A 20,862-nucleotide genomic window follows, 5' to 3' on the forward strand; every position below is an offset into this window, starting at 1 on the left:
AATCTGATGAATGCTATCTGTTAACCATGATCTTCGAGTTCTCGACTTTGCCGTTCAACCGGCTGATCTCGACCACATACATTCCCGCAGCCACATTGCGCAGGCTGACCAATGCAGTAGGCTTGTCGCCGGAGTCGTAGATAGTCCGGCCTAGCATGTCGAAGATACGCACCTGTTTCACCTGGTTCCAGTTGGTGGTGTTGATCTTCATGTGATCGCTTACCGGGTTTGGATACAGCGTGGTGACCACTTCCGAACCGAAATTGAGGTTTACAATGCGGCTGTAAGCGAACGTTTCGTCTTTATCGATCATTTTGAGACGGTAGAAGTTGGCGCCTTCCGTAGGCTCGACGTGACGGAACGAGTAGTTACGCGTTACGGTACTTTCTCCATTAGAAGCCATTGTGCCGACGATCGCCCAGTTTTTGCCATCCGCGCTGTGCTGGATGTCGAAGCGGTCGCTGTTGGTTTCCTCCGATGTTGCCCAGGTCAGTACCGCGCTGTTTTCTTCTTTTACACCATTGAATGAAATGAGTGTAACCGGCAGCGGGTTGGATGCGGTACTCAATGTCCATGGGGAGAATTGGGCCACGTCAAATGCGGTGGTAGTATACCGGTCGCCGCTGAGTGAAGCTGTGAATGCATCGGTTTTCTTCTCCCATATTGTACCATTGTAGCGGTAGCCGTACAGTGTTCCCGGATTTTGCAAATTCAGGAAGTTTTTCAGGAAGCTTAGCTTCACATCGTCCCTTCCCGCACCTGCATTGCCCGGTGTGATGACCCACAATACCTTGATCGAGCCTGCCCCGAAGCTCGGAGTAATAGGATCATTGGATGTGGTCCTTTCGATAACCAATGAACCAAGATCGCTTCCCGCCGGAAGGTCTACCCCGAGGAAGTTGATCGCTCCTGTGCCAACCGGACGGCTCAGCATGATTGCCTTGCCGAGAATGTGGCTTGCAGAGCTTTCAGCCTTGGGGCCGGTTGTGATATCGCTGGCATTCACTGCAAACGCGATTGGCGCTGCGGTAGCATCTAGTATGCCGCTGGTAAATACCAGTTTGCCTTCGATAATGGCCGGGTAAGTCGGGCCGCCGGAAGGGATCGCGACATTCCCATTGAGATCCACAGTTGCGTCGTCATCTGTAAAGAGGATTGAACCTGCGGTATTGCCGTTGCGGTTGAAAACGATCCCATCTTTCAATGTCAGGTTGGTGATCGCAGAGCCGTTGGTCGTCGCTACGGAAATGGCCGTCATCGTGCTTCCCGTCATTTTAATTTCTGTGGAACCGACTTCCGCCACCGCATCCTTGCCCAGCACCTGCACACCGTAAACAGAAGGCTGGTCAATGGCCACATTGTTGACGAGTGTCACCTTCACCGTCGCATTGTTGCTGTTCGAAGTATTGTCTTTTACGACAACCCCGTTCGCTGCGCCGTTGATCGTCACGCCATCCACAGTGTATGCGCTCGCATCCGCATTCGATCCCGCGTTGTCGGGATAGCCGTCGAAATTGTTGGCAAATACACCCGTAGCCACCGTAGAAACGGTTCCGCCTTTGATAGTCACCGTATTCGACGGGTTGTTCCAGAGGTGATAACCATTTGAAACACCTGCAATGCCGGTAATGTTGTTGTTTTCAACCACCGGCGCCACGGTTCCCTGTGTGGAGCTGACCATGATACCGTCGTTCAGAATTGTACCTGCAAGTGCGGTGATCGTGTTGTTTTTGATCGAGAAGTTCGAGGCACTGGCGTAAGTCAGGTTGTGCCAGATACCCTTCCGGCTCGCTTCGATCGTGTTGGACTCGATGGCATGGCTGTTGCCGGGATCAGCCTGGTAAAAGTTACCTGTCTGTACCCCGATGCGCACCGCGGTCATCACGTTGTTCGTAACGTTTGCGTAGCCATTGTTATACAGCAATACGCCGATTCCGAACGTCGAAGGCAGCAGGTTCGAGAACTTGTTGTCGCTCACGGTATTTCCGCTGGTAGCGGCCCCTCCATTGGTATCGTTGTAAATATCGACACCGGCGTAGTTGAGGTTTCTAATAATATTGTTTTTGATCAACAAATTGGTTACCCCGCCTGTTGCCGCGATACCTTCGGCTGCATTCACATCGGCAGAACCCATGGCTACGCCGCCTGAAAAGGCTGTATTATCGCCGTCGATCGTGAAGCCGTCGATTTCAAGGCCGGTCAATGCGCCATCCACTGAAACGATGATGCCGTTTTCGTGGTCGGTCACGGCGGGTACTATTATCGTTTCATCATCACGGCTGCCGGTGTTTGGATTAACGCCCGCATTGGCACCCAGTAGCTTCACAGCCTTGTTGATGACCAGCGCCTCGGCATAAGTGCCTTCCTGTACATTCACATTCCAGCCCGCCTGTGCGGCTTCGACGCCCCGCTGGATTTTGGGCGTAAGTGTGGCAGGTGTGAAACTGAGCGGAGTGACATAGGTATTGCCGGATTTTACAGTCGCAAAACCAAGCACGGAGTTGTCGATTTTGTGGACGATTTTATCCTCTACATCATAAAGCGATGCGAGCGACATACCCGAGGCCAGTTCCGGGCCTGATCCTACGTCGAACTTGTTGTTGCTTGCATCCACATTGCCGCTCCATGGTGCCATAGTAGTCGACGGCGTACTGCCCGGACCTACGGATGGGCCTGTCTGGTTATCCATGAAAATGAAGTTAGCGAGCGAGCCGGCAAATTCATTCTCACTACCCGCCGTACCGATATTGAAGGTGCCGAATACCGGGCTGTCGTTATCATGGTTATAGAATGCGATACCGGTTCCGCCGGCCGATCCCGATCCGTTGAATGTGTTCTTCGTCAGGGTGGCACTTACACTTGGAGCATAGTAGCCGCTGGACGAGCTGAGCTCTTTCGTATTCACCGTCACGTGGCGGAATGTGGTAGAGCCTGAAAGCGGGTTGAATGCGTTGTTATCCATGGTCACATTCTGCACGTTTTCAAGACTTACACCCCATTCATAGCCGTTCAGCGTGTTTTCCGTCACAACAATGGGTTTATTGTTGTAATTGTTTTTCAAACGAAGCACAGCGGTACCCGACGCATTCGCGGCAACTCCTGCAAAGGTGTTTTTACTGATTGTCAGCCCGGTTGCGGAAGCATTCATTTCCGGAACTTCCACACCACCGCCTTTGAACTGGTTCTCGCTGATATCCACAGCGCCGTTGCTTGCAAAGCGGACGATCACGTCATGGTTGATCGTAAGCAGATCGTTGAATTTGAATGTGCCTGCCGCTTCATCCGCTGCGATACCCGCGCGGAAGCCATTAGCGCCTACGCCGGTAACGATGTTGTTCGTAAAGATGATCTCGTTCACACCCCCCACCGCGGTACGGTAGTTGGTAACACCGCCATAGTTGACACTCACCGCATTCCGGTCGCCGTAGGCTCCGCTCATTGCCGTGCCGTAAGCCTCGATGAGGTTATTGATTACGGTGATCTTGTCGATAGCCGGGCCACTTGCGACGATTGCGCTTTTCAGCTTCGCCATATCGACTTTGAAATTCAGATTATCGATCAGCACATCGTTGGCGGAAATATCGAAGATCGTCAGCTTGCCGGCAGGCGTTCCCGTGAAGTTGATTTCCGGGCGAGTCGCCGTAGCACTTTGAATGGATACCGATTTGTTCACGATCACCTGCTCGTCAAACTTACCTTCACCGACTTTGATCATGTGGCTGTCCAGCGTTTTGGCGCTGGCTACGGCCGCATTGATCGAGCAGAACGTACCTCCGGTGTTGATGTTGATCACAAAGCCCGCAACAGCGTTGTACTGCACGTTCCGTACGGGATTACCGCCGTTGCCGGACACTTCGATGCCGCAGGAATAAGGCGCATTGCCCCGTCCGAAGAACTGGTCATTGAGATTAGCCTGGTCGCCGTCAGTAGTTGAATAGGCGATGTAAGGCAAATGGCCCGATTGACGCTGTACATCCACTTCATTGCCTGAAACCGGGTTGTTGATCACCTTGTGGTTGGTGCCTTCGACTACAATGCCGAAACCTTCGCTGGTGCTTGGCTGGGTGAAGCCGGTTACAGTATTGTTTGTTACAACCACGCCGGTTGGCACATCCACATTGCCATTGGCTTCGATCACCCCGCGGCGGTACACCGCGATACCGGCAAGGTCACGCATTTCGGCGGGAGGTAATGTGCCCATTGTCACGGTATTGTTTCTGACAATGATAGAGCCATCCAGCTGGTCGTCGGTACTGCCTGTACCGTTCGGGTTTTTGATTTCAATACCAAAACGGCCGTTTACTGTAATGGTGTTAGCCTCGATAATGTTGGGCCCCGCGCCGCTCGTAAGCCCCACGAGCCCGATCGAGCTGTCGTTACCCTCGATGATGTTGTCCTTGATCAGCACGCCTGAGGCACTGCCATCTTGCAGCTCGATACCGCAGCAGTTGTTGCCCCTGACGGTCGAATTGATAATGGTAATATCCTTTTTGAAACCGTTCCAGATCACGATCCCGCGCGCTCCGCCGCCTGGGCCGCCATTATTCTCGACGGTAAGATCGTCGATGGTCACGTCTTCCACCGGCCCATTGGCGTAGAAGCCGGAAGCCGAGGTATTATTGGAGCTTACCACGTGCAGGACGGTCAGGTTGTTGTTGCCGCCGACGGCGTAGATGCCGGCACTGCTGTTACCGTTCAAACCTGTGTAGTTTTTGATGCTCAGGTTCTGAATGGTCACATTGGTTTTGCCGCTGTTGATCACAATGCCCGATCCTGTGCCCGGGAGTCCGGTACCATCCAGGAGTACACCGGCTTTGGATTCGCCGCTCAGAATGAGTGCTTTCGAAAGTGTCACGCGCTCGTTGTAAGTACCCTTCGCGATCGCGATTTCATCGCCGTCCTGGGTGTCTGTGTCATCCACAGCTGCCTGAATGGTGGCAAATGTTTCGTTTGTACGCAGGTTTTTAACACTGAACTCGCAAGGTGCCGAGGTTTGGAAACCTGTCGTACCCGGCTGATTGTCCGTTCCGTTGGTCAGTTTCGGTGCCGCGGTAATGCTACCGCCTCCCGTGCTGCTTAGCAATGCGCCGCCATCGAACCAGTTACAAGAAGCATCGGTAGTGCCTGAGCCTTCATTGACAATGTCGAAAATCAGCGAACCTACAAAGCTGTTACTGTTGATTTTGGCAGGCGAGCCGGGATTATCATTTCCCGCCTTACGCACCACCACACCTTTGCCGGTTGCATTGAAAATGTTGTTCAGCACTTGAACAGGCATAGCGCCCGCTTCGTAGTTAGGAGGCGTGTTGCCGGTGTACAAGCCGCCAAGCCATGCGATACCCTCCGAATAGCCGGTTACCTCGTTGTTCTGGTACACGACGTTTTTGTTGCTACCCGAGCGTGAAGTAACCCAGAAAGCAGTCTGACGGTTCTTGTCGGCTGTGTTGCCAGGTTCCTGGTTGGTGAATTTGTTGCCGGTGATCTGAATGTCGGCATCCATATTATGGCCGTTTTCCCAGATCCCTTTGATCGCCGCCGGGTTCGCATTAGGCGTACCGGTTACGGTGAACTCGTTATTAATGATTTTCAAACCATCATAAGCAGTACCACCGCTCGTAGCCGACTGGATCGCGTAAGTGACCGAGTATTTCGAGTTGGCGTCGTCGCTTACCCCGGTACCGTCGATGAAGAACTTGTTGTTGCTGATCTCGATGCTTTTACCATACACATAATGGATACCGATGTTCTGGAAGTTATCGGCTGCCGCGGCACTGGCATTCAAATCCGCAGGGATATGGAATTCGTTGCCGGTGATTTTCATGTTGTCGGCAACATCCGCCGGTCCGTTCACGTGATCGGCGATGATCGATACGTCGAAACCTTTCAGAATGAGGTTGCTGATCGTCCAGTTTTTGAAGCTGCTGCCGGTTTTGCTGTTCAGGAACAGGAACGTTTCCAGCGAAGTGACGGCGAGGTCGCCGCCGCCGTCCACGGTTGCACCTGAATTGGAAGTAATGGTAACCCCGTTCACAGCCGCCGGTGGTGTAATGCTGTAATTGTCGCCGTTACCGGTTACTGTTCCGATCCCGTCACCTGCTTTCGCATTGGTACCTTTTGCCCATTCAGCTGCCGCATTGGTTTCGGTCCAGTCGAAGTTGCCGTTCAAAGAGATGGTCTGGTTTTCCTGCACGCAACCGATCGCGTTCGCGAGAATGCGGTAGTTGTTGTTAGCCGCGGTGAAAGAACCAGTGACCGCGTCCACATTCAATGTCGAGTTGGTCGGAACGAAACTGAGGTCCGCAGGCCCTGGTGCCGGAATGTTGATCAGCCAGGGAGCGGTCGTAACATCGGCGATCCTGTTGCCGGCAAACGATGCGAAGAACCCTGGCGAGCTTCCACCGAATTGGCCGGGAGTCTGAGCGAGGTAGCCTGGCTCCTGGGCTCCGAGAGGATCCGAATTGGTTGTTGCGGCATTTGTATTGAAAGTATTACAAGTCAGATCGGCCGTTGCATACACGCTCGTACTCCCGGTGCCGTGCGCGTAGATATCGGTATGCCAGTTGCCGCTGAATGCATTGTGACGCACTTTGACATTGTTGGCGGTGATACCTGTGCCGAAGCCGTGATTGAATATGATACCGTGTGTAAAGTTGTCGCGGATGATGTTGTTGGTGATGGTCGAATTGCTGATGTCCACGCCCAGCGAGATACCGGTGCGGTTTTTCTCGATCAAACTGTTGGTGATTTTGAAACCCTGCTGTGTATGGGCGTAAATGCCGCTGCGCTGGTCTCGTACATTCACCTGGTCGATGACCACATTAGCAGCATTAATATGGATACCCGCATCCCGGTTACCTTTCTGCCAAACCGCCAGCGAGGTGCCGTAGTCGCGCGTTACGCTCAGTTTTTCGATCTTCGCGTCCGCTGCCAAAACTTTGATAACCGCGTCGCCGTTGCCGACCAATCCAATGTCGTACGTGCCGCGGATTACCACGTCATTCCGGCTGCTGCCGCTCAGGGTTACTTTTTTCGTGATAAACACATTGTCGCTGTAAACGCCGTTAGGCAGCGTGATCACCGCGTCGGTATTCGATCCTGCGATTGCGTCCGCTATCGATGGGAAGTAGTTAAATGTGCCGTGACCGCTGATGTTGGTACTGTTAGAAGAAACAAAATTGACGGTTCCCGGCCGTGGCTGCACCTGATCGGCGTAGATGACCGTCGTATTGTCGATCGCGCCGGTGTTGGTACCCGAAATCTGGTTAGGGTAGCTCACTTCGGTAAGCGTGTTGTTGGCTTCCAGAATCGGCGGGGCGGGATTGTCGTGATCGCTGACGTTGAAGCCTCCGTTGGTATTACCGGCAAAAATGGTCGGGTTTGCGCTGCCCAGCCAGTTATTACGAAGTATCAGCTTGGTGCCGGCTGCCGTGTTGTCGTTCTCGATGCCGCCGGCGAGGTTGCCGGTGATATTGTTGCTGATCAGGTATGCTTCGATGGGAGAATTGGGATTCTCAGTCAGGATGAAGCCGTACGAGCGGTTGTTGGTCAGCTCATTATCGACGATGTAAATCTTCGATAGAGGTGTTACGCCAGCGCTTCCCGGGAAAATGATACCGGTGCGGTTGTCCTGAAAGCGGTTCCTTTTGATCGTAATGTCGGTTGAGCCCGGTTCAAGGTAAATGGCCGTCCGGTTGCGGTGGAAGTAGCAGTTTTCGATTAAAACGTTATTCGCGCCGGCTTGTAATGCCACCGAAATGCTGGGCGCAGCGGCATTGGGCGGGATTACTCGCTGGATTTTAAGGTTCCAGAGCTCGGTGTTGCCTTGCAGGGAAAGCGGTCCGCCCGACGCCGTGACAACGGAATTGTCGCCCGCGGTTCCGATGATCTTTACCCCGCTCTTCACCGTTAGCGAAGAAACGATGTATGTACCCGCGTCCAGCAAAATACGGTCGCCCGACGACGCCTCGGCCATCGCTTTGGTAAGCGACGCAAACGGCGAACCGGCCGACGTTCCCGAGTTGGAGTCGTTGCCGGTAGCGGTAGTAAACTTGTCGTTAGCGGTAGAGTTATCGTTTACATAAATGATCTTCTGGGCATAGGATACCTGGCAGAGCGCCAGCAGGACGGACTGCAGCGCAATGCAAATAGCGAGTCGTTTCATAGAATTGAGTCATTAGTTAAAGAGAGCAGTTTGAGTATCACGTTCGGAAAGGGCAGGGCACAATCCTTCCAGGCTCTTTTCGGGAGGGAAAAGGCAAAGAAAAAAGCGAATCCGCCGGACCCGACAGCCGGTTGCGCATACCGCTGCTGGTCCGCAGAAACAAATTGCGACCTGGTTAATCGTTGAGCAAAGACAAAGCAATGCCGTTGCGCCCGTATGGCGGCGTGGCTGGTGTTGAAGGAAGAATAACGTTGAAGTTGAAGGCAATGTCCGGACGCAGCCAATCACCCGGCAGGGAGATGACGGTCAGGTGTAAACGTACTTCGTAACGCTGAAAGTGGGTTATAAACGAGAAGTCGGCCAAACCGTAGGTTTAGTTCAAAATACTACTGATCTGATGCCGGAAATGGGACCTGTGAAGGTGGTCGGAAGCAAAGGCCCCTAGGTTGGAAAATGTAATGTTGGGAACATAAGGTTTAGAATTTTAGGTTAGTTATAGAAGGTTAATTAAAAGTAGGAAATTACATTGATTCGATTTCACATATCGATCAAAATTATTGTAAAATTTTCTAAAAAAAATTGAGAAATAGTTTTATGTATACTATCTCCCAATTTTTGGTTACTTAATTGATTTTAAACGCTTTCCGGCGATATCTTCCCAGCGGTAGAGGTGGAATGTCTTGTCGTCGCTCATGGCTACGAACAAGCCGTTGCGGAACCGGGCATTGAGGGGGACGGAAACGACGTCGGAACCGTCGCTGTGGTTTGCTTTAACGGTCACTTTGCTTAAAAGCGGGTGTTGGTGGGGCTTGCCGGATGTTCCCTCTCTCGGGAAAACCTGGAAGCTGTTGGCGCCCTGATCCGAAACGAGGACATAGCCGGTGCTGTCGGTGAGCTGGTAAATGGAAATGCCCTCGTGGTCTTCGGTGAAGCCGGTCGTGGCGAAAAGTGCCAATTCTTCATTGCCTTTCTCAGGATCGGCGTAGTATTTGCGGACGCCTTTGCCTTCATCGGAGTAATACACATAGCCCAGCTCGTCGTCGACGGCAATGGCTTCGATCTCCTTCAAGCCACTGTATTTGCCGAATTTACGCACGAGCGACGCTTTCACCTGGCCTTTGCCATTGTCTTCCAGCAAATACTGCCAAAGGTAAGTGCCATCGACAGGCCCCGATTTACGGCCTACGATCGCATATATTTTGCCCGATTTGTTTTTGTAAAGGGCAATACCCATCAAATCACGCACATTTTCGCCTGTTTCCCCTACAAATACTTCTATGCCGCCATTATCCACAGGCTTCATGTCGGGCACGCTGTAAATGCGGAGCTTGTGCGTGAAACGCTCGGTAGTAACGGCAATGTCCACAGGCCTTCCGCCAAGGTTCAGGCCGTATTCAATGTCTACGTTATCAGGGCGTTTGAGGCCTGTTACGCTTTTGTCATGCTGCAATTTGCCTTGCAGGTCGAACACATACAAGCCGCCGTCCTGGTCTTTGTCGGTGCCGATGATGAGGCTTTGGGCAGGATCGGCCGGGTTGATCCAGATGGCCGGATCGTCGGTATCGTGAGCGACGGTGTCGGTGATGAAAACCGGCTGGATAATAGCGCTGACGGTGTCTGCCTTTGCGGACTGGATGGGGGTGCCGGTATTGGATTGGCAGGCTGCAAGCGTTGCAGCCAGACCAATGGCCGGTAGGATGAATGCTTTCACTGGTGTTAGAATGAAAAGCACCCGGCCGGGGATGTGGGCCGGGTGCGGATTGAATGGAAATTACTTCGTACCAAATGCTCCGATGTAATCGGCAGGAGCTGGTGATTTGTAGGTTACGCCGTTGATCACTAGGCCGTCTGCGTAGAGGCGTGTGAAACCGGTTTTGCCTTTACCCAGCGCTGGCGAGCCGGCTTGCAAATGGAAATCCCAGGCGGTGTTGAAAGTGGCGTTCTTGTTGTCGGTCGTCAACGGGTAGTTCACGAATTTAGGATCGTTTTCGCCCACTTTTGCGGAAATCAGGTCATTAGCACCTTTTAGGATCTCTTCCGAGGGCTGGAATTGCTTCACGCCTTCTTCGGTAGCACCATAGTACAGGGTATTGTTGATCAATGAACGGTCGTCTACCGATTTGGCCACATTCTCTTTCTTGATACCAAATCGGTCGTTGGCGAGCAAGTTGTTGTAGAGATCCACGCGCACGCCCTTTTCAAGCCAGATCGAACCGCCCTTGGTAGTAGGTCTTCTCCAACCTGCATTGATGATCGTGTTGTTATAACCAACAATGTAAGCCTGTGGCGAGCGGTCACCTGAGTTGGAAAGTTTCAATGCATTGGTATTAGGGCTGTAAACCACGTTGAATGCGACATCAGCCTGCACACCCGACTTGATATTGATCGCATCACCACCCGATACGCCCGTAGTGTAGAACATATTGTTGGCAATAATCACTTTGCCACCTTCAATGTAAAAACCATCTTCATTGAAATTGCGGATAATGCTGTTCATTACTACCAGTTTACCATCTTTATAATTGGGATAATAAATCACGGGCACGTGTTCACCCGGGAGGGCTTTGTACAACTGTGCTTTTACTGACGGCGACTCCTCGGTTGTTACCGCGCCGCCGTATTCCAGAATTGTGTTGTTCAATACAAATTCTTTTGACTCGATGCTGGCGATGAGGCCACCCCAAAGGTTACCGAATTGGTTTCCAGGAGTCTTCCATGCATCAGGCACGGTGAATTTCACCGGCGCGGCGGCAGTGCCGAGGCTGTACAGGTTGCCTTGCACCACTATTTCCGGCTTGATCACCGAGTCGCTGAAAAGTACCGTTACGCCTTCCTCGATTGTGAGGGATTCACCTTCCGGGATTTGAAGGTGGCCGGTCACCTTGTAGGTATTGCCTTTGGTCCAGGTACCGGACACTTCACCGGATACCGATTCCTCGGTTGGCTCCGGATTTACCGGCGTAGGATCGTTTTTGTCGTCGCTGCAACCGGTGATCAGGAATGCGGCAAGCGCTGAAAGCATGAATAGCTGTTTCATTTTGGATTGGTTCATGAGATTAAAAATTTTGATGACTGATTAAAATTTGTATCGTACGCCGAGCAGGTAGGAGCGCTGGTAACGGTCGCGGCGGATGAGCGTCTTGCCCGGCACGTCCTGGTTCGGGATATTGGCATTGGAGGTATTGGTATTCTTGATGAAAACTTCCATCGGGGTGTCGAGGAGGTTGTTGGCTTTCAGGAACACGCCGAGGCTGTTGCGGAAGGTTTTTTCAATGGAAGCATCCATTTGGACAAACCCCTTTTGCCAGAGGTCGTTGTCGACGAACTGTGAAACTGTACTGATTCGCTCACCTGTATAGCCGCCCGCTAGCTGCGCGTCGATGCCGTTCTCCTGGTTTTTATAGAGTATCGAAAGATTAGCCACATGCGCCGATTGTCCGTAAAGTGGCCGCGTTTGCTGGACGTTGATCGTTTCCAGATCCCCGCTCTCGTTGCGTATGCGCTTGGATTTGGGCGTGGTAATGCGGGAATGCGTGTAGGTGTAGTTGGCCTTGATGCCGAACTGCTTAACATATTTGATGTAATCGACTTCCAGGCCGTAGTTCTTCGCATTCCCGAAATTGCCCGGTGAGTAGTAAATGTCCTGCCCGCGGACGGCGTCGCGTTGAAGCGTGTATTCGATCGGATCTTTGATGAGTTTGTAGAACGCACCCACCATAAACTGCTCCGAAGCGCGCGGGAAGAGCTCGTAGCGCAAATCGATGTTGTCGGCAATGGCGCGTTTCAGGTCGGGGTTACCGCGCTCCTGGTATTCTTCATTTACGATGCGGTAGGGAACGATTTCGAAGAAGCCGGGGCGGTTGATCGAACGGAAGTATGAAGCGCGGAGGTTGATATGTTCCTCGGGTTTGTATTTGAAATGCAGGCTGGGCAAAATGTCGGTGTATTTCTGATTACCATCCGGCCGGTCTTCCCCGATCGGGAAAAGCATTGAATAACCCTGGTTGGTATGCTCGGCACGCACACCGCCGAGTATTTCCAGGTTCTTTGTTTCGGCTTTGAATTGAATAAAACCGGCATTGATCTGTTCGGTAGCATCGTAGCTCAATGCACTGCCTACCGAGCCCCGTGGGTTCTGGATCGTCCAGCGGATCTGGGTGTAGTCGGTGAAATCCTTGCCATATTCTGCAAAAGGGTCGGCTGGACGGAGTTGGTAGTTGTTGTAGAAGTTGGAGCGCGATTTGTCGCGGAACAAGCCGCCCGCCGTCCATTCCACCTGTGCCGAACCGATTGTAGAATTATAGATAACGTTGAGATAACCTGAGAAATCGCGGTCGGAGTTGTGCTCCCAACGCCGGGAAGCATCGCCTACGGTCGTTTTTCGCTCCTGGAAATTCTGCATCACGCCGATCAGCGGCACGGTTACATTGTCGGGGACTTCGTTAGTCGCTTTGGAATACACCGCCGACCATTGGACCGCCAGCGCATCGAGGAGCTGGTGCTTGCCTTGCAATGTGCTGTTGAATATCTGCTGCCTGGTGAGCCGCGAGCGGGTCGAGTAGCCGAGCGTAGCATTACCTGCCGCCGGATCGTAGCCACCAATGGTCAGCTGCGTCGATTTTACATCCCGTACCTGCACGTTGGTGAGGTTCATGAATGCATTGTAGAACTGGATTTTGTGTTTGTCGTTAATGCGGTAATCTATTTTGGAATGCAAACCATAGCGGATCTGCTGCTCGGAATATTGGCGCTCGCTCATCTTGGTAAGTGCCTCGCCGCGCAGGGTATCCACAGTTTCGGAGTCGCAGAAAAGGCTGTTGCTGCCTCGGTGGGTGTTCTGGTAACTTCCCGCCAGCAAAATGCCCAGTTTGTCTTTAAAAAAGCGGTTGCCTACCGCGATGCTTCCGAGCAGGTTGGGAGCTGGGGTTTTGAGTTGGTAGTTGACGGCGGCTGTCGAAAAATCGGCCGGGGTTGCATTGTACAGGTTGCCGTTCCGCTCATAAGGGGATTTGGATTGAATGCTTTTGAAATCATAACCCATAAACTTACGGTCCATAAAGAGCTCATTGTAGCCGGTCGAAACGTTGGCTGAGAATGTAAACCTGTCGGGCGCGTCTTTCATCACCATATTCACGGCCCCGCCGATCGCGTCGCCTTCCATGGCGGGTGTCAATGCCTTGTACACTTCGAGGCGGTCGAGGAGGTCGGAAGGAAAGATATCCAATGGAACATAGCGGTATTTGTTATCCGGACTCGGGATTTTCACGCCATTCACAAGCGTGTAGTTGTAGCGTTTGTCCATGCCGCGGAGGATTGCGTACTGGCCGTCGCCGTTGCTATTCCGTTCGAGGGAAATGCCGGAAATGCGCTGGATCACATTCGCGACGGTGAGGTCGGGAGAAATCTGGATGGTTTTACCGGAAACGATATTCATGACCTGGCTTGCATTGCGCTCCATGAGTCGCGCGGTGTTGTCGCTCGCGCCGTCGCGCTTGCCGGTTACAGCCACTTCTTCGAGTTTCAGGCCGGCCGCAGCTTCCAGGGAAAGGTCCATTTGAATAACCTCATTACCATTCACCGCAAATTCCTTTTGCAGGGGTGCATAGGAAATGTGGCGGATCGTTAGGCGGTAGGAGCCCTTTTGCAGATTCGTGATTGAAAACGAACCATCGAGCCCGGAAATATCATGCAGATTGGTCCCCTCGATGGAAATCACAACGCCCAATGCAGGCTCGCCGGTAGCGGCTTCGAGGAGCTTGCCTTTCAGCGTACCTGCGTGGAGGCTGGTGACAGTGGTTAACAGGAGGAGGGTATGTAGAAACTTTCGGATCATCGTATCAAAATGTTATCAGATTTCAAGCCGTCGGCGGTCAATGGTCGGCCGTCGGCGGTCGTCTCTTTCGGCGATACGAAGGTGTGCAGAACAAATCGAGTGATCCAAATCAGGCCCGTTAACAAAAGGGCAACAGCCCGTTTCGGAGCGTTACAACAAGGCAACAAGCGTTGCGAGGTGCGAGCAACGCGCTGATGGACAGGGATTTAAATCCCTGGTTGATGGCATTATGATTGCATTACGGCAGTGTTAAGAAATTGTTAACCAGCTAGATCGACTGGATATAGGCCGAAAGGTTGTCGCCTGCCGCCAGGTTCAGTTTCTTGCGCAGGCGGTGGCGGATCACGCGCAGGCTGTCCTGCGAAATGCCGAGGAGCGTGGCGATGTCGGTGGAGGTAAGGTTCATTTTGATCAATGCGATCAGCCGGAGGTCGTTGGCGGTGAGCGGGCCGGTTTGCTGTTGGAGCCGGTCGAAAAACGACTGGTGTACCTGCTCGAATATGCCCCGGAATTCTTCCCAATGCTGGTCGTCCTGCAGGCCCTCGCCGATTTGCTCGGACAATGCCTTGATCTGCTTGCGCTGGTCACGCTTGTCGTCCTTAATCATCTCTTCGAGCTTGGCGCGGAGGTCTTCCAGCAGCTGGTTTTTACGGATCACATGCAGGGTATAGCTGCTCAATTCCTGCGTTTTGGTTTCAAGCTGTTGTTTCAGGTGCTCTTCTTCGAGCTTTTTGTTTTTTAATTCCACCTCCATCAACTGATTCTGCGCTTCGTACACCTGCTTATGCTGCGCGCGAAGCTTCTGCTCGTTCCGGATTTTGAGCCGCTGCCGACTGATAATCAACGCGGCCACCGCGATAACCAGTATTACCACAATGCCCGTTGCAATAGAAATGAGCGTATCGATGCGCCGGGCCTGCGTCAATTGTGCGATTTCGTTATCCTTCTTCTCGATTTCATACAGGGTTTGCAGTAATGCGAGCTGCTTGTTGCTTTCCTCGGAATAAATATCATTGAGCAAGCTGCGGCTCAGCGTGAGGTAGTGGAATGCGCTGTCGTTGCGCGCGAGCAGGTTGTAAGCTTTTGAAATATCATTATAAGCACTCGAAATCTGGTAGCGCTCGCCGTTGGTCTGTGCAAGTTTCAAACTTTGAATGCTATAAGCCAGTCCCTCGCGGAAGCGGCCGGTTTTCCGCAGCACATCGCCCAGGTTATTCACCACTTCCACCTGCGCGCGTGCATTATGCGTGTGTGCATTGAGCGCGTAAGCTTTGTTGAAATAGAAATAGGCCGAATCGTACTTTTCGAGGTCTTCGTAAATGCTGCCGATGTTTTCGTAAATCTTCGCGGCGCCGTCGGTGTGGCGGTCGAGCTGGTAGGATTGCAGGGCTTTGCGCTGGAAATGAAATGCGCTGTCGTACATCTCGCGCTTTTCGTAGAGATGCCCGATCCGCCCGTAAATCTCCGCTTTACCGGATTCCTGTTTGAGGTTTTGGTAAATGAGCAAGGCTTCGTCAAACTGTTTCCGGGCGAGTTGCGGCCTGCGCGTGCGGTAATAGAGCTCGCCGAGCATGTTCAGGTTCACGGCCAGCATATCTTTCCGATCGCGGTTGCGGAATATCTTTTCGGCTTGCAGTAAATAGTCGAGCGACTGCGGATAATGCCCTGAAATAAAAAGCAGCCTGCCGATCTGCTGCAAATAGCCGGCGGCTTCTATGTCATTATTTTTCCCGATTGCCGAGTTATAATTGGCTTTTAACCCTAGCAGCAATGAGTCCGGGTTCTGCGGGCTTGCCGGAATGCCATAGTCGGGTTCCTGGAAACTGGTTTGGGCAAATGCAGTTTGAACAAACAGGCAGGGAACCGAAATTATCCAGATCATAAGCAGGATAATGCGGGGCAGGATGGGGGAGGGTGAATTCTTTTTGGCGCGGCCGGTATGCATGGCAGAAAGCGCTGGTTAATTTCACGCAAGTTACGGCGGTGTGCCTGCATGAATGGCAAAAGCCATTGAAATACATCAATGGCTTTTGATAATTAATATTAAGGTAACATTGCGTCAGCCTCAGATGAACCGGTTGATCAGGTTTTCGAGGTATTCCTGCTTGCCGGAAGTCGTTGCGGGCTCGCCTTTGGTAGCAGCCAGTTCGAACAGGTCTTCCAGTTTCAATGCACCTTTTTCGAAATCGGCACCTTTGCCGCCGTCGAAGCTTGCGTAGCGGTTTTTGCGGATTTTGTCGTATTCTCCGTTCTGGATGATCTTGTCGGCGATCACCAATGCGCGTGCCACGGTGTCGATACCGCCGATATGCGCGTGGAATACATCGTCTACGTCGGTCGAGTTACGGCGACGTTTCGCATCGAAGTTGATACCACCACCTTGCAATCCGCCTGCATTCAGGATCACGATCAATGCGCGGGTCCATTCGGCGATGTCGTTCGGGAACTGGTCGGTATCCCAGCCGTTCTGGTAGTCACCGCGGTTAGCGTCGATCGATCCCAGGATGCCTGCGTCGGCAGCTACCTGCAATTCGTGCTCGAAAGTGTGGCCGGCCAATGTAGCGTGGTTTACCTCGAGGTTCAGGCTGAAATCGTTCAGCAGGTCGTGCTGGCGGAGGAAGCCGATTACCGTTGCCGCGTCGTAGTCGTATTGGTGCTTGGTAGGCTCGCAAGGCTTAGGCTCGATGAAGAATTTACCTTTGAAACCATTCGCACGTGCGTAAGCCACCGAAATTTTCAGCATTTGCGCGAAGTGCTCCTGCTCGCGTTTCATGTCGGTATTCAAAAGGCTCATATAACCTTCGCGACCGCCCCAGAACACATAATTTTCACCGCCCAATGCGATGGTAGCGTCCAGCGCCATTTTCACCTGCGCACCTGCGTGAGAAACCACGTCGAAGTCAGGGTTGGTAGACGCGCCGTTCATATAGCGGTGGTGACCGAAAAGGTTGGCAGTTCCCCAAAGGAGTTTCACGCCGGATGCCTTTTGTTTTTCACCCAAATAAGCAGTCAATGCTTGCAGGCGCTTTTCGTTGGTACGCACGTCGTCGTCGTAATCCACTACGTCTACATCGTGGAAGCAGTAGTAAGGCAGGCCCAGTTTGGTAATGAATTCGAATGCTGCATCCGCTTTGTCCTTCGCACGGTCAACGGCATCCGCCTTTTTGTCCCATGGATAGAAAAGCGTAGGTCCGCCGAACGGGTCGAGGCCCGCGCCGCAGAATGTATGCCAGTAAGCCACCGCAAAACGCAGGTGGTCCTTCATTGTTTTGCCAGCGATAACGCGGTTTTCGTCATACCAGCGGTAAGCCAGTGGGTTGTCGGTTTCCGGGCCTTCGAAAGAGATCTTTCCGATACCCTTAAAATACTCCTGTTCTCCGAGTAGAATGCTCATTTGAATGTAGTTAATCGTTTTCTAATGGTTAAATAGATAGTCCGATGCAGCATAACAGGAGAGAGTGCTTCCTCCCTTTCCTCCATCCTCCTTTCTCCCTATTTTATTAATAAGTGTATAATTGACATTTCATACTGCAATACTATCACTTTTTTCTGAAAAATTTGCAGTACAAATAAAAAGAGGAGCAGATTTAATTTCTGCTCCTCTTTTGGTAATGTTTTTGCGGAATTTGATCAGAAGAACTTCGCGCGGTGGTCTTCGATTTTTGCGTTCTCGCGGATGGCTTCGTTCACCAGGTACGACATCCGGCTTTCCAGAGATTGGGTCAGCTGTGTTTTGTATTGGGTGAAGTCTGCGATCTTAGGCGCGTCTGTTTTGCTTGAAAGTTCCATGATGAACACACCGTTTTCGCCGGTGAACACACCTGATTTCTGTCCTGCTTTCAAACCGAATGCTTTTCCGAGCGCGATAGGGTCGAAACCTGCGCTGGTCAGGAAGCCGGTTGCCAGTGAAATGTCGTTGGCTGATTCAACCAAGGCACCTGCACCGTATTTTTTAGCGACGTCTTCCAATGAACCGCTTGCGCCTTTCAACTTGGCGGTAATCTGCTCGGCTTTCAGTTGGTTGCGCACTTTGGTAGTCAGTTCGTCGCGGAAATCGTCCACTTTCACATCTTTCGCATCCGATTTGCCTGTCAGAACAGCTACTACATATTGCTCTTCGGTTTCGAATACCGGCGATACATTCGATGGCTTGGTATCGTCTTTGAATGCCCATCTCACGATTTCGCGTGCATTCTGGATCGCATTGATATTGGTAGCCGATTCAGGAATGCGGTTTGCATTCGCCAGAACCAGCGCTTTGTTTTTCTTAACAGCTTCTTCGAACTGCTCGCGGCTTTTTACAGCGTTCGCGAATTCATCGGCTTTTCTGTACGCTTCGTCACGGGTAGCCTGGCTTGGAGCGATGGTTTTACCAATGGTCGCAATGCGGTACAGCGTATTCGATTTCGGAGCAGTTACTTTAATGATGTGGAAACCGAACTGGCTTTCTACCAAACGTGGGATCAGGCCGGGAGCGGTTGCCGAGAAAACAGCTTCTTCGAATGGCTTCACCATTGCACCGTTGTTCTGGAAGTAACCCAGGTCACCGCCACGTTGTGCCGAACCAGGGTCCGCGCTGGAAGTAGCAGCCAATGCTTCGAAGTTAGCACCTGCCTTGATCTGCGCCAGAATGCCTTCCGCTTTGACACGTGCAGCCGTTTTCGCAGAGTCCGACTGGTTTTCAGCACGGATCAGGATGTGGCTTGCTTTCGCAGAAGAAACACTGTCGGAACGGGTTCCGCCGTATTTGTAGATGAAATAGGTATTGCCTTCGCGGTAAGGTCCGTAAACGCCACCCGGAACGAAAGTTTTTACAGCCTCTTTCAACTGGTCGCTCATCGTTGCGTACGACTGGTTGATCGGCGTTGGAATATCGGTATTCATGGCTGCAAATGCAGAGTCGCTTTGTGCCGTAGCAAGACCTCTCGCGAGTTCTTTGATCTCCGTATACAATGCGGCGCTATCGTCTTTCGCAGGCTGAACCGGGAACGTTACGTACTCGATCGAGCGGGTGTCGGTTCCTTTGTATTCTTTCTTGTGCGCGCTCAGGTAATCTTGCAGCTGCGCGTCGGTTACTTTAATAGTAGTATCTACAACCGAGAAATAAGGGACGTACAGATAGCGGAGATTGGCTTTGGTGGTTTGCGCTACGTACTCTTTTTCGGCTTGTGCTTTCGGAGTGTACGACGAGAGGCGAAGCAGGTTTTCGTATTTCGCACGGGTACGCTCTTCGCGAAGGCTCTTTTCAAAATTCTCCCAGGATTTTTGTTGTTCCAAAGGAAGCGTTTTGAGATTTTTCAGGTAGTTGATCACCGCGTTCTTGTCGAAACGGCCGGTGGTAGGATCTGAAAATGCTTGCAGAATCGATGGGCTGATGTGGTTACCCTGTACCATGTCGTACAGTTCGTCGTCCGTCACCGTGAGTCCCAGTTTGTCGTATTGCTTTTTGTAAGCAATGTCCACCACGAACTGGTTCCAGGCCTGATCTCTGAGGTTAGCCAGCTCGCCTTCATTCAGGCTGCGGCCCGATTGCGCCTCGTAGTTCTGACGGAACCCGTCCACCCGGCTTTGAAAATCTTTGATATTAATTTCTTTCCCGGCAATCTCTCCCACTGTTTGGTTGTTGTTGCCGCCCAGAAGGGAATTAGGGCCCAGCAAATCGCCTCCAACCATAAAAAGAATTAAACTGATAGCGATAACCGTGACGGCTACCCCGGATTTTTCTCTGATTTTGTTAATTAAAGCCATTTTCTCGATTCAAATTAGTGCGCAAAATAAAAAGTTTTCTTGATGGAATGCAAGACCTTACATTCCTATTTACAATTATTGGCAACATCCGGACGTTGCACGGCGCGCCGGAGTTAGCAAGAGGACGGTTTTGAGGCTTTAATACATGTGTTTCAGGTTGAAAGCGTAGAAGATCGCCATAAAAATACTGAGAAAGACGCCGGCCATGGCAGTAATAGCGCCCATCCACCCGCCTATCATCAGCAGCGGAGCCAGAAATGCGACCGCTATACCACCCAGGTAGAGGTAGTAACCCCGGCGTTGCAGGTTCCACATCAGGTAAGCGGCATAGAGTGATAGGGACTCGACGATCAGCATGATAATGGCACTCGTTTTGATGTTTTTAGCGGTAGTTTGTTCGATCACCGCCTCGAACATTTTGTCCATCGTCTTGGACTGGGCGGTGCTGCCCTGGCGGTCCAGGTTTTCACGGACAGCCTCAAACGTTTCGCGGGTCTTGTCGGCAGTGATACCGGGGTTCCAAAGCCTTTCGGATTGGGTCCAGAGGCCGGAAACGGCGCTCATGAAAGTAAGGAAACACAAAACGGTAAGGAACGTGGGGCGATTCACAGGTGCACTCATTCAGTTAATAACAGATCAACAGGTTTTCTGATGAAGGATGTAAAATTTGCCGTTTTCGGTGAAAACACCAAAGGCATTTGAATATTCTTCCCGTCGGCCTACATTTGTCGTTTTTTAATCCAATAAAAACTCAAACTTTCTAACAAACAGTACTTATGAGCCTTCAAATTCTGACTGAACGCATTGCAAATATCCTGGGGACCGATAGCGGACTGGATGCCACAGCCAAATTTGTTACCGACGAAGGAGTCCTGTTTGTCGATGGAAAATCCGTGCCCAACAGCGTTTCCAACACCGACGCCGAAGCCGATTGTACATTCGAAGTCTCCGTTAAAAATGCATTGAAGCTCATCGACGGCGACCTGAACGCCATGATGGCGCTCATGACCGGCAAATTGAAGATAGACGGCGATATGGGTGTGGCGATGAAGATCGCGGAAACCTTCGGACGCCGATAGTAGGCTTTCAACCCGGATGCCTTTTTTTGGGATACCATCAG

The 20,862-nt window shown here is 51.8% G+C and carries 10 protein-coding genes; 1 reads left to right on the top strand and 9 read right to left on the bottom strand.

Annotated features, from left to right (window positions below):
• Positions 1-13: 13 nt before the first annotated feature.
• The 9 genes from BLQ88_RS24425 to BLQ88_RS24460 form a co-directional block, all read right to left on the bottom strand.
• Positions 14-8,161 (bottom strand): right-handed parallel beta-helix repeat-containing protein, encoded by an 8,148-nt coding sequence (locus BLQ88_RS24425; protein ID WP_090155380.1) that lies wholly within the window; start codon positions 8,159-8,161, stop codon positions 14-16.
• Between the two features lie 175 nt (positions 8,162-8,336).
• Positions 8,337-8,525 carry a hypothetical protein gene (locus tag BLQ88_RS36500; RefSeq protein WP_143016920.1) on the bottom strand — a complete coding sequence of 63 codons (189 nt, stop codon included), beginning with the start codon at positions 8,523-8,525 and terminating at the stop codon, positions 8,337-8,339.
• Positions 8,526-8,780: 255 nt separating this feature from the next.
• Positions 8,781-9,872, bottom strand: a complete 1,092-nt coding sequence (locus BLQ88_RS24430) for a phytase (protein ID WP_090155381.1) — start codon at positions 9,870-9,872, stop codon at positions 8,781-8,783.
• Between the two features lie 60 nt (positions 9,873-9,932).
• The gene (locus BLQ88_RS24435) at positions 9,933-11,198 is read right to left on the bottom strand and encodes a beta-helix domain-containing protein (RefSeq protein ID WP_229212840.1); all 1,266 of its coding nucleotides are present in this window, start codon (positions 11,196-11,198) and stop codon (positions 9,933-9,935) included.
• A 39-nt stretch (positions 11,199-11,237) separates the two neighbouring features.
• A complete protein-coding gene (locus tag BLQ88_RS24440; protein ID WP_090155383.1) occupies positions 11,238-13,994 on the bottom strand; it encodes a TonB-dependent receptor in 2,757 nt (918 codons plus the stop codon).
• Positions 13,995-14,262: 268 nt separating this feature from the next.
• Positions 14,263-15,939, bottom strand: a complete 1,677-nt coding sequence (locus tag BLQ88_RS24445) for a tetratricopeptide repeat protein (protein ID WP_229212841.1) — start codon at positions 15,937-15,939, stop codon at positions 14,263-14,265.
• Positions 15,940-16,059: 120 nt separating this feature from the next.
• Positions 16,060-17,388 (bottom strand): xylose isomerase, encoded by a 1,329-nt coding sequence (xylA, locus tag BLQ88_RS24450; RefSeq protein ID WP_090155385.1) that lies wholly within the window; start codon positions 17,386-17,388, stop codon positions 16,060-16,062.
• 236 nt (positions 17,389-17,624) lie between these two features.
• Entirely contained in the window at positions 17,625-19,742 is a 2,118-nt protein-coding gene (locus BLQ88_RS24455) for a peptidylprolyl isomerase (RefSeq protein ID WP_090155387.1), read from the bottom strand.
• Positions 19,743-19,880: 138 nt separating this feature from the next.
• The gene (locus BLQ88_RS24460; RefSeq protein WP_229212842.1) at positions 19,881-20,363 is read right to left on the bottom strand and encodes a hypothetical protein; all 483 of its coding nucleotides are present in this window, start codon (positions 20,361-20,363) and stop codon (positions 19,881-19,883) included.
• Between the two features lie 155 nt (positions 20,364-20,518).
• Between BLQ88_RS24460 and BLQ88_RS24465 the strand changes: the two genes are divergently transcribed.
• Positions 20,519-20,821 (top strand): SCP2 sterol-binding domain-containing protein, encoded by a 303-nt coding sequence (locus BLQ88_RS24465; RefSeq protein ID WP_090155392.1) that lies wholly within the window; start codon positions 20,519-20,521, stop codon positions 20,819-20,821.
• Positions 20,822-20,862: the final 41 nt, after the last annotated feature.

The sequence above is a fragment of the Dyadobacter soli genome, assembly GCF_900101885.1.
Classification (GTDB): Bacteria; Bacteroidota; Bacteroidia; order Cytophagales; family Spirosomataceae; genus Dyadobacter; species Dyadobacter soli.

Bases quoted from the DNA above. Each gene is read 5' to 3' on its own strand.
- BLQ88_RS24460 (WP_229212842.1), bottom strand. From the start codon at position 20,363: ATGAGTGCACCTGTGAATCGCCCCACGTTCCTTACCGTTTTGTGTTTC.
- BLQ88_RS24455 (WP_090155387.1), bottom strand. From the start codon at position 19,742: ATGGCTTTAATTAACAAAATCAGAGAAAAATCCGGGGTAGCCGTCACG.
- BLQ88_RS24425 (WP_090155380.1), bottom strand. From the start codon at position 8,161: ATGAAACGACTCGCTATTTGCATTGCGCTGCAGTCCGTCCTGCTGGCG.
- BLQ88_RS24465 (WP_090155392.1), top strand. From the start codon at position 20,519: ATGAGCCTTCAAATTCTGACTGAACGCATTGCAAATATCCTGGGGACC.
- xylA (WP_090155385.1), bottom strand. From the start codon at position 17,388: ATGAGCATTCTACTCGGAGAACAGGAGTATTTTAAGGGTATCGGAAAG.
- BLQ88_RS24445 (WP_229212841.1), bottom strand. From the start codon at position 15,939: ATGCATACCGGCCGCGCCAAAAAGAATTCACCCTCCCCCATCCTGCCC.
- BLQ88_RS24435 (WP_229212840.1), bottom strand. From the start codon at position 11,198: ATGAAACAGCTATTCATGCTTTCAGCGCTTGCCGCATTCCTGATCACC.
- BLQ88_RS24440 (WP_090155383.1), bottom strand. From the start codon at position 13,994: ATGATCCGAAAGTTTCTACATACCCTCCTCCTGTTAACCACTGTCACC.